At 73.6% G+C, this 9,670-nt stretch carries 8 protein-coding genes; 3 read left to right on the top strand and 5 right to left on the bottom strand.

What is annotated here, in order from left to right:
* Nucleotides 1-110 precede the first annotated feature (110 nt).
* The 4 genes from ACFV0Q_RS32230 to ACFV0Q_RS32215 form a co-directional block, all read right to left on the bottom strand.
* On the bottom strand, nucleotides 111-2,207 hold the full coding sequence (locus ACFV0Q_RS32230) for a DUF11 domain-containing protein (RefSeq protein ID WP_385010157.1): 2,097 nt from the start codon (nucleotides 2,205-2,207) through the stop codon (nucleotides 111-113).
* An 89-nt stretch (nucleotides 2,208-2,296) separates the two neighbouring features.
* Nucleotides 2,297-4,408: a hypothetical protein gene (locus ACFV0Q_RS32225; protein ID WP_385010156.1), complete on the bottom strand. Its 2,112-nt coding sequence runs from the start codon at nucleotides 4,406-4,408 to the stop codon at nucleotides 2,297-2,299.
* Between the two features lie 62 nt (nucleotides 4,409-4,470).
* Nucleotides 4,471-5,751: a DUF11 domain-containing protein gene (locus ACFV0Q_RS32220; RefSeq protein WP_385010155.1), complete on the bottom strand. Its 1,281-nt coding sequence runs from the start codon at nucleotides 5,749-5,751 to the stop codon at nucleotides 4,471-4,473.
* 223 nt (nucleotides 5,752-5,974) lie between these two features.
* Nucleotides 5,975-6,409, bottom strand: coding sequence for a nuclear transport factor 2 family protein (locus tag ACFV0Q_RS32215; protein WP_385010154.1), 435 nt, complete (start codon nucleotides 6,407-6,409; stop codon nucleotides 5,975-5,977).
* Nucleotides 6,410-6,522: 113 nt separating this feature from the next.
* On the opposite strand from ACFV0Q_RS32215, the gene ACFV0Q_RS32210 reads away from it, so the two are divergent.
* On the top strand, nucleotides 6,523-7,092 hold the full coding sequence (locus tag ACFV0Q_RS32210) for a PadR family transcriptional regulator (protein ID WP_385010152.1): 570 nt from the start codon (nucleotides 6,523-6,525) through the stop codon (nucleotides 7,090-7,092).
* The gene (locus ACFV0Q_RS32205) at nucleotides 7,079-7,867 is read left to right on the top strand and encodes an SGNH/GDSL hydrolase family protein (protein ID WP_385010150.1); all 789 of its coding nucleotides are present in this window, start codon (nucleotides 7,079-7,081) and stop codon (nucleotides 7,865-7,867) included. The genes ACFV0Q_RS32210 and ACFV0Q_RS32205 overlap by 14 nt, the downstream gene beginning before the upstream one ends.
* Here the strand turns inward: ACFV0Q_RS32205 and ACFV0Q_RS32200 are convergent.
* On the bottom strand, nucleotides 7,864-8,652 hold the full coding sequence (locus ACFV0Q_RS32200) for a VOC family protein (RefSeq protein WP_385010148.1): 789 nt from the start codon (nucleotides 8,650-8,652) through the stop codon (nucleotides 7,864-7,866). The genes ACFV0Q_RS32205 and ACFV0Q_RS32200 overlap by 4 nt on opposite strands.
* A gap of 178 nt (nucleotides 8,653-8,830) precedes the next feature.
* On the opposite strand from ACFV0Q_RS32200, the gene ACFV0Q_RS32195 reads away from it, so the two are divergent.
* Complete coding sequence (locus tag ACFV0Q_RS32195) at nucleotides 8,831-9,664, top strand: sulfurtransferase (RefSeq protein ID WP_385010145.1); 834 nt, start codon at nucleotides 8,831-8,833, stop codon at nucleotides 9,662-9,664.
* Nucleotides 9,665-9,670 lie beyond the last annotated feature (6 nt).

Raw genomic sequence — 9,670 nt, 5'->3', positions numbered from 1 at the left:
TTGTTGGGATGGTTATTTTTTTTTTATTTTAATGTTTCTTTGTTTTGGGGGTAGGGGTTTTGGCCGGGGGATGTTATGCCCGGCGGGCCTTCGGGGGTTGTGGGGTCGGGTCAGGGGGTCGTCTTGCCCACCTCCAGGTCGGCGGTCGGGGACTTGACGGTGCCGCCGGGCGGGCCCGCCGCGGCGCTCGTGTTGTTCGCGGACTTGGGGTCGTGGGTCAGGGCGTCGACGGAGGCCGTGTTGCGGATGTCGGAGCCGTTCCCGGTGTACTCCGGATCCAGCTTCACCTTGATCACCCAGGTCATCGAGGCACCCGGGGCCAGGCTGGGCAGGGGACCGCAGGTGACGGTCCGTCCGGAGGTGCACGCGGCGTCGCCGGAGACGAAGCTCAGCGCGGTGGGCAGCGTGTCGGTGACGGTGATCTGCTCGGCCTGCGAGGGGCCGTTGTTGGTGACCGTCAGGGCGTAGTCGAAGGTCTCGCCCGGGGCCACCGGGGCGGTCTGGACGGGCTTCTTGGTGATGGCGAGGTCCGCGGCCGGGTCCGTGACGTGGCCGCCGGGGACGGTCGCCGTGCTCGTGTCGTTCTCGCTCGCGGGGTCGATGTTGTCGGCCGTCACCTGGGCGGTGTTCTTCAGGTCGCTGCCGTCACCGCTGTAGGCGGGGTCCACCTTGACGGTGAGCAGGTACTCGACCGTCTCGCCGACCTTGAGCGGGCTGGTGCGCTTGCAGGACACCAGGTGGCCGGCGACGGTGCATCCGGCGGGGGAGGACGCCACGTACGAGAGCCCCTCGGGGAGGTGGTCGGTGAGCTTGACGTTGAACGCGTCGGCCGACGGGCCGTTGTTGGTGACCTTGATCCGGTAGTCGAAGCTCTCGCCCGGAACGGGCGGCGTGGTGCCGACGGCCTCCTTGGTGACCGCCAGGTCCGCGGTCGGCTTGTTGACGGTGCTGCCGGGCAGGCCCGCCGGGCTGCTCGTGTTGTTCTCCGTCTTGGGGTCCTTGGTCGTCGAGGTGGCCGTCGCCGTGTTGCGGATGTCCGATCCGTTGCCCGTGTACGTGCTGTCGAGCCGGACGGTGAACCGCCAGGTCCGGGACGCGCCGGGCTCCAGTACGGCCACCGGGCCGCAGCCGACCGTGCCGTCCGTGACCGAGCAGCCGTCGGGGGAGGAGACGAAGGCGAGCTGCGCGGGCAGCTTGTCGGTGACCGTGGTGCCGACCGCCCGGGACGGGCCGTCGTTGTGCGCGGTGACCACGTACTCGAAGGTCTGACCGGGGGCGATCGGGGTGTCGTTGGCCGGCCGCTTGGTGATCCACACGTCGGCCTGCGGGTCGGTCACCCCGCCCGGCGGCAGGACGGCGTGCGAGGTGTTGTCGGCGGGCTCCGGGTCCGCGGACGCGGAGGCGGAGGTCGCGGTGTTGCGCAGGTCGCTGCCGTCATCGGCGTAGGCGGGGTCCAGCTTCACCTTGAACGTCCACACCACCTCGGCGCCCGGGACGAGCCTGGCCAGCGGACCGCAGGTGACGGTCCGCCCGGAGGCCGTGCACGGGTCCGCCGAGGACACGAAGGTCAGGCCGTCCGGCAGGGCGTCGGTCACCACGACGTTGCGCGCGTCGGAGGGGCCCTTGTTGGCCGTCCGGACCTCGTACTCGTACTCCTGGCCGGGCACCGTCGGACCCGCGCCCAGCGGAGTCTTGACGGTGGCCAGGTCCGAGACGGGGGCGAACGGTCCCGGGGGCAGCACCGGGTCGGGCTTGTTGTTGGCGGGGTCGGGATCGGTGGCGTCCGACGTGCCGGTGGCGCTGTTGCCGAGGTCGGAACCGTCGCCGTGGTAGGAGGGGCTCAGCCGGGCCTGGAAGCTCCAGCTCCGCGTCTGCCCGGCGGCCAGCTGGGGTTCGGGCCCGCACGTGACGGTCTGGCCGGTGGCGGTGCAGCCGTCCGAGGAGCCCACGAAGGAGATCCCGTCGGGCAGCTTGTCCGTCGCGGTGACGTTCCGGGCCACCGACGGGCCCTTGTTCTTCGCGGTGAGGGTGTACGTGATCAGGTCACCGGGCGCGGCCTGGGCCCGCTGGGCCGTCACCTCGACCACGTGCCCCCGTCCCGGCGGGGCGGCGGAGGCCGCCGGGCCCGGCCCGGCCCACAGTGCCGCGGCGCAGAGCAGCGGAGCCAGGGCCCGCACCGCGGGCCGCCGGCCTGGTGTCGTCGTCATCGCGCATCGTTTCCGTTTCGTGCGTGAGGACCGTACAGAGCGCTGTACGGGAGTTCGGGGGAGGGGCGGCGACGCCGTGCCGGGCGGATTCAGCCCGCCGCGGCGTGCTTGGTGAGCTCGATGTCGGCCCTCGGCGGCCGGGTCAGGCCGCCCGGCACACCGGCGGAGCCGCTGTTGTCGAGGGCGTTGGGGTCGGCGGTGTCCGCCCGGACGGTCGCGGTGTTCCGCAGGGCCGTGCCGTCCCCGGCGTACGCCGGATCGAGGCGGACGGTGAAGGTCCACTCGCGGCTCTCGCCCGGCGCGAGCACGGCCTGCGTACCGCAGGTGACGGTCCGTCCGGCGGCCGTGCAGCCCGCGGGTGCCGCCTCGAAGGCGAGCGCCGGGGGCAGCGGGTCGGTGACCGAGACCCGCCGGGCCACGGACGGGCCGGCGTTGCGGACCGTCAGCGTGTACGTGAACGTCTGCCCGGGCGCGACGGGCGCGCGCTCCTCGGCGGCCTTGGCCAGCGAGAGGTCGGCCTGCGGGGCGGCCACCCCGCCGGGCGGCGCCGCGGCCGCGCTGGTGTTGTTCGCGGGCTGCGGGTCGGTGACGTCGTGCCGGACCGTGGCGACGTTCCCGAGGTCCGAGCCGTCACCCCCGTACGCCGGGTCCAGCCTCACCCGTACCGTCCACGAGGTGCTCGCCCCCGCGTCCAGCGAAGCGCGGGCCGGGCAGGACAGCCGCTGCCCCGTGGCCGTGCACCCGTCGGCGGAGGAGACGAACCGCAGCGGCCCGGGGAGGGTGTCGGCGAGCTGGACCGAGGTCGTGGGGGAGGGGCCCAGGTTGCGTGCGGTGATCCGGTACTCGAACTCCTGGCCCGGGGCGACCGGCCCGGACCCGAGCCCCGCCTTCTCGGCGCTCACGTCGGCCCGCGCCGTCACCACCGTGTCGGGGGCCGTGGCGCTGTTGTCGGCCGGATTGGTGTCCGTACGGTCCGCCGGGGCGGTCACGGTCGCCGTGTTGCTCAGGGTGACGGGCTGGGCCGGGGCGGTGCCGGTGATCGTGTACGTGACGGAGCCGCCCCGCTTGAAGTCGGCCGTCGTGTCCAGGGCGTTGCCGGTACCGGAGGCCCGTCCGCAGGTGCCGCCCGTAGCGGCGCGGCAGGTCCAGGTCACGTTGGTCAGACCGGGCACGGTGTCGCGTACGGCGGCACCGGTGACCTCGTTGGCCTGGCTGTTGGAGACGGTGACGGTGTAGGTCACCGGTCCCCCGCCGGCGGGCACGCTCGCCAGGGATCCCGATTTCGCGATGGTCAGGTCCGCCGGGACGTTGATCCGGAGGTCGTCGATCTCGTGGATGTTCGTCGCGGCGCCGGTGCTCGCGGAGAACCCCACCTTGAGGGTGGCGGGCAGCTTCGGCTGGCTGGTGACACCGGTGACGTCGAAGTCGGTGATGAGCTTGTTCATGGTGGTGTCGGGGCCGCTGTCGGACCACAGCGACAGCAGCATCTTCGTACCGCTGGGCAGCAGGGAGACGCGTACCTTGCGCTCCTTGGCGCGGCTGCCGGTCTCGACGGTCGAGCCGGGGCCGTCCGCCGCGGTGGCGTAGCGGTACCCCGTGCTGGCGTTGCCGCCGCCGCGCACCACGATCTTGTTGGACTGGGCGCCCGGGCCGCCGTTGCCGACGGTGTCGGAGGAGAAGTTGCCGAACTCGTCCAGTCCGATGCCGAGATAGGCCCCGGGGACGCCCGATCTGAAGCAGAGGCCCGCCGCGCCCGTGCAGGCGTAGCCGAGGCTGCCTCCGACGGGGCCGACGCCGTCGGCCGCCGCGCCGTCGGTCAGGTAGAACGACAGCCCGTCACCCCGCTTGTTCTCGAAGGCGGTTCCGCCGTAGGTGGCGTAGCGGAACTCGGCGACGATGCCGAGACCGGAGGAGAAGGAGTCCTGCATCTTCCAGGTGCCCGCCTGGCTGGTGCTCGCGGGAGTCAGCCGCAGCCAGCCGCCGCCCGTCGGATAGCTCGCGCTGCCGCTGATGCCGCCCAGGTTGGTGGAGCTGTCGAAGGTCTCGTTGACGGGGAACGTGAGCGCCCGCGGGCGTGGCGGCGGTCCGCCGGCCCGGTCGGCCGCCGCGGCCGGGGAGGACGACGAGGCCAGCACGAGTGCGGCGGCGCACAGCAAGGGGGCGGCGGCCCTGCGCCACCGGGCACTCCAGGGCATGGTCATACCGGAACGTTTCCTCGTCTTGTCGGTCTTCTCGCTCTTCTCGCTCTACGGTGACCCGCCGGTCAGGCGCGGGCCCGGAAGGCCGTCCGCAGCGCCGCTCCACCGCCCACCAGAGCGGCTGAGACCCACAGCAGCCACCCCGGCACCCGGGCGCCGGAGTCGGCCAGGTCGCCGCGGCCGCCGTGGTGCTCCTGCCCGTGGTGGTGGTCGTCGCGGCCGTGGTCCTCACGGCCGTCGTCGTGGTCCTCGCGGCCGTGGTGCTCGTGCCCGCCGTCGTCGTGCCCGTCGCCGTCGTCGTGCTCGCCACCGTGGTGGTCCTCACGGCCGTGGTGGTCCTCGCCCCGGTCGGACACCAGGCACAGCCGCCCGCCGCCCGGCCCCGTCGTCCCCCGCGCGTTGGCGTTGTCCGAGGGATCGGGGTCGACGCTCGCCGAGGTGACGCGGGCGACGTTGTCGATGGGCGTGCAGGAGCCGCCCGGCGGGTGGGCCCGTTCCCCGGTCACCGCGCGCACCGTGATCCGGAACTCCGCCGTCTCACCGGACGCCAGGCGCTCGCGCGGCGGGCACACCACCAGCCGGTCCTCGCCGCCCGGGTGCGCGCAGTCGTCGGGGGAGGAGAGCAGGACCAGCGAGGACGGCAGCCGGTCGGTGACCGTGACCTGCCGCGCCGTGCCGGGACCCTGGTTGTGCACCGCGATCACGTAGGTGAACTTCTCGCCCGGACGGACGTCCTCGCGCCCCGGGGCGAGCCGGGCGGTCTTGCGCAGCGACAGGTCCGCGACCCGCGCGCTGGGCGGAATCTCCAGGCCCGTCAGCGACGCCGTGTTGTTCAGGGCGTCGGGGTCGCGCGTCTCGGCGCCGACGACCGCCTCGTTGACGATGTCCGTACCGTCGCCGCGGTAGTCGGCCGACAGCCGGACGGTGATCACCCAGCGGTGCGACGCACCCACCGCGAGGGCGGCCAGCGGCCCGCACGTGACCGTCCGGCCGTTCGCGGCGCAGCCGTCGCGGGACGCGACGAACTCCAGGGAGGTGGGCAGCCGGTCGGTGACGCGCACCTGGCGGGCGGTGGACGGGCCGCGGTTGGTCACCGTCAGGACGTAGTCGAAGGTGTCCCGCGCGACCGGAACGCCGCCCTCCCGCTGCTCCCGGCCGCCGGAGCCGTCCGCACGCAGCGCGCCGGCCACCACCAGGTCCGCGCCTTCGCGGTCCGGCGCGGGCGCCGAGGCGGAGGCGGGCGCCGGTACGGCGGCGGACGCACGGACCTCGGGGGTGGCCGCCCCGGGATCCCCCGCGGCGAAGGCCGCCGAGGGCGCCAGCGGCAGGACCCAGCACGCCGCCACCGCACCGGCGGCACTCAGCGCACGCCGGTGCGGGCCACCGTGGCGCGTTCTCGGGTGAGGTGGCATGGGTTGCCCTTCGGTGGAGCCGACTCGCCAAGGAGAAGCAGTGCGGTCAGCTATTCACACAAATCGAGGGGCGCCCCGCGCCTTTCGTGATCATTGATTCCCAATGGCCGATCGACTTCAGCCTCTCGGCCCCACACCCCGCCCCGTGCCCGGTCCGTCAGGCCGTGGCCTCCGGGGCCGGAACCAGGCCGTCGGCCACGAGGCCGGTCAGGACCGCCTGGCCCAGGGTGTGGACGGCCGACTGGGGGCGGACCATCACCGTGAACTCCTTGATGCGGCCCGCCTCGTCGAACTGGAGCAGGTCGATGCCGTGGATCTGCTTCCCGTCGACCTCCGCGCGGAACGGCAGGATCACCGACGGGGCCTCCTCGCCGTCGGCGCTGGTCTCGGCCGCGCCGTCCAGCCGGCCCAGGTAGCGCAGGTCCTCGAAGACCCGCAGGAGCACGCCGAAGAGGCCCAGCACCATCGGCTTGCCCTCGAAGGGGGTGAACTTCACGGGGCTGTACAGGCGGACGTCCTCGGTGAACAGGTCGTCCAGCGCGCTGAGATCGCGCTTCTCCACGGCGGCGCGGAAGCGTTCGGCGGTCTCCATGACCCCTCCTCGGTGTGAGTGAGCAGTGCACTGTGTGAGTAATCAAGAATATGACTAGTCGCTTTTTTGAGTATGATGCCGGGGCGGGCGACGGAAGGGAAGGGGATGCTGCGATGGCTTTGAGACACGCGGTGCTGGCGGCGCTGCTCGACGGCGAGTACAGCGGGTACCAACTGGCGAAGGCCTTCGACGTGGGCGTCGCGAACTTCTGGCACGCCCTGCCCCAGCAGCTGTACGCCGAACTCGCCAAGCTGGAGAAGGACGGGCTGGTCGCGGGCCGGCAGGTGGTCCAGGAGAACCGGCCCAACAAGCGCCTGTTCCGGGTCACCGACGCCGGCCGCGCCGAGCTGGAGGACTTCGCCGCCGCGCCCCCGAAGCCCTCCTTCATCCGCGACGACCTGCTGGTCAAGGTCCAGACCGCCGACCGCATCGGCACCGCCCCCGTGATCGGGCAGCTCGAAGAGCGCGCGGCCGCGGCGGAGGCCAAGATCGAGCTGCTCGGCAAGCTGCTGCGCGGCATGCGCGGCGAGATGGACGAAGCGGAGTACCTGATCCGCGGCGAGCGCATCGGCGGGTACCTCACCTGCCTGCGCGGCATGGCCTTCGAGGAGGGCCACCGGGACTGGTGCCTGCGGATCGCGGCCGTACTGAAGGAGAGGCAGGGCGCCCGTGCCGAACGCTGAACCCGTCCGCTACGTCGCCCTCGGCGACAGCCAGACCGAGGGGCTCGGAGACGGGGACGACACGGTCGGCCTGCGCGGCTTCGCCGACCGGCTCGCCGGGCACCTCACGGCCGCCCACCCCGGCCTGCTCTACGCCAACCTCGCCGTACGCGGCCGGCTCGCGGGCCAGGTCCGCGCCGAACAGCTGGCCCCCGCGCTCGCCCTGCGCCCCGATGTGGCCACCGTCGTCGCCGGGGTCAACGACGTGCTGCGGCCCCGCTTCGACCCCGCCGCGACGGCCGGACACCTCGAGGAGATGTTCGCCGCGCTCACGGCCGCCGGAACCAGGGTGGCGACCGTGACCTTCCCCGACGTGGCCGAGGTCGCGCCGCTGGCCAAGCCCCTGCGCCCCCGGGTCCTCGACATGAACGACCGCATCCGCGAAGCGGCCGCCCGGCACGGGGTCGCCGTGGCCGAAACCGGTCTGGTGCCCGCCGCCACCGACCCGCGGATGTGGAGCACCGACCGGCTCCACGCCAGCCCCCTCGGCCACGCGCGGATCGCCGCCGCCCTCGCCGAGGCCCTCGGCCTGCCGGGGAGCGGCGACGCCTGGACGCACCCGCTGCCGCCCCGGCCGCCCCGCGGCGGCCTCGCCACCGCGGCGGCCGAACTCGGCTGGGCGGCCGGGTTCCTCGGCCCCTGGCTCGGCCGCCGCCTGCGCGGCCGGTCCTCCGGCGACGGCCGCACCGCCAAGCGCCCCGGCCTCAGGCCCCTCGAAGGCCCTCCGGGCAGCTAGCCGGTGGCCGTCCGGACGAGGGTGAGGACCGCGCCCTCCGGGTCCGCGACCGTGGCCAGCCTCCCCCGAATGCCCTCGCGGGGCGGGTCCACGATCCGTCCGCCCAGCTCGGCCACCCGCTCGGCGGCCGCGTCGGGGTCCGCCACCTCGAAGTACGTCATCCAGTGCGGCCCCCGGTCGTGCGGCAGCGACCGGCCGACCCCGTGCACCGCGGCGACCGGACGCCCCTCCAGACGCAGGGTCAGGTAGTCGAAGTCGGCGGACGCCGCGGGGTGTTCCTCCGCTTCGTGCCCGAAGACGTGCTGGTAGAACTTGCCGACCGTCGAGGTGTCCTGCGTGACCAGCTCGTTCCACACCGGAGCCCCGGGCACCCCGTGCCGCCGCGTTCCCGGGTGCGCCCCGGCCTGCCAGATCCCGAAGATCGCGCCCAGCGGGTCGGAGCAGATCGCCATCCGGCCCGCCGCCCCGGCGTCCAGCGGGCCGACCGCGACCGTCCCGCCGCAGGAGCGGATCGCCTCGGCGGTCACGTCCGCGTCGTCGGTGGCGAAGTACGTCGTCCAGGCCACCGGAAGGTGCCGGTCCGGCGGCATCTCGCCGATGCCCGCCACCTCCTCGCCGTCGAGGAAGGCCCGCACGTACGGGCCGAGCTGGTTCGGGCCCGGCTCGTACTCCCAGCCGAAGAGGTCCGCGTAGAAGTCCTCGGTGTTCCCGAGGCCGTGCACCATCAGGCTCACCCAGCACGGTGTGCCGGGCGGGCGCTGCGAAGCCCCCGCTGCCGCCGTCATGTCAGCCGTCTCCTGCCGTCGTGTCCCTTTGCCCCGCTGATGCTTCCACTCCGCAACACCCGGCGCGCCCCGACCGGGCCGGGTGGTCGAGGCCCGGAACAGAGATGACCGAATCACTGCGGCCCGTCGATGTCCGGCTTGTTACACGGGTACCCGGGCAGGGGAGGAAGATGAGCCCATGACTGCGATTCTCTCGGCCTCCGAACTGATGAGCGAGATGGCCGGTTCCCGGCCGCCGGTGCTCCTGGACATCCGCTGGCAGCTGGGCGGCCCCGACCAGCGCCCCGCGTACGAGGCCGGGCACCTGCCCGGAGCGGTGTACGTCGACCTCGACCGCGAACTGGCAGGTCCGCCCGGGTCGGGCGGCCGTCACCCGCTGCCGGACCCGGAAGCCTTCGGCGCCGTCATGCGCCGCGCCGGTGTCCGCTCGGACACGCCGGTGGTCGTGTACGACGGCGGACAGGGCTGGGCCGCCGCCCGGGCCTGGTGGCTGCTGCGCTGGACGGGTCACCCGGACGTGTGTGTTCTGGACGGCGGTCTGGCTGCGTGGACGGCCGCGGGCGGTGCGGTGACCGCCGACGCGCCGACTCCCACGGAGGGCGATTTCAAGCCAAACCCGGGGGCGCGAGAGCTGCTGGACGCGGACGCCGCGGCGGCGCTGGCCCGTACGGGACTGCTGCTCGACGCCCGGGCGGGCGAGCGCTACCGCGGCGAGGTGGAGCCCATCGATCCGGTGGGCGGGCACATCCCGGGCGCGGTGTCGGCCCCGACCACCGGGAACGTCGGCCAGGACGGCCTGTTCCTGCCGGCCGCCGAACTGCGCGCCAGGTTCGCCGCGCTGGGCGCGTCGGGCGACACGGAGGTGGGCGTGTACTGCGGTTCGGGCGTCTCCGGGGCGCACGAGGTGCTGGCCCTGGAGGTGGCGGGCATCGCGTCCGGCCTGTACGCGGGCAGCTGGTCGGAGTGGTCCTCGGACCCGGAGCGTCCGGTGGCCACCGGCCCCAACCCCTGACCGACC

The organism is Streptomyces sp. NPDC059564, assembly GCF_042735575.1.
GTDB lineage: Bacteria > Actinomycetota > Actinomycetes > Streptomycetales > Streptomycetaceae > Streptomyces.
The sequence above is the reverse complement of the archived record's forward strand: the minus strand, read 5'-3'. Positions and strand labels throughout refer to the sequence as shown.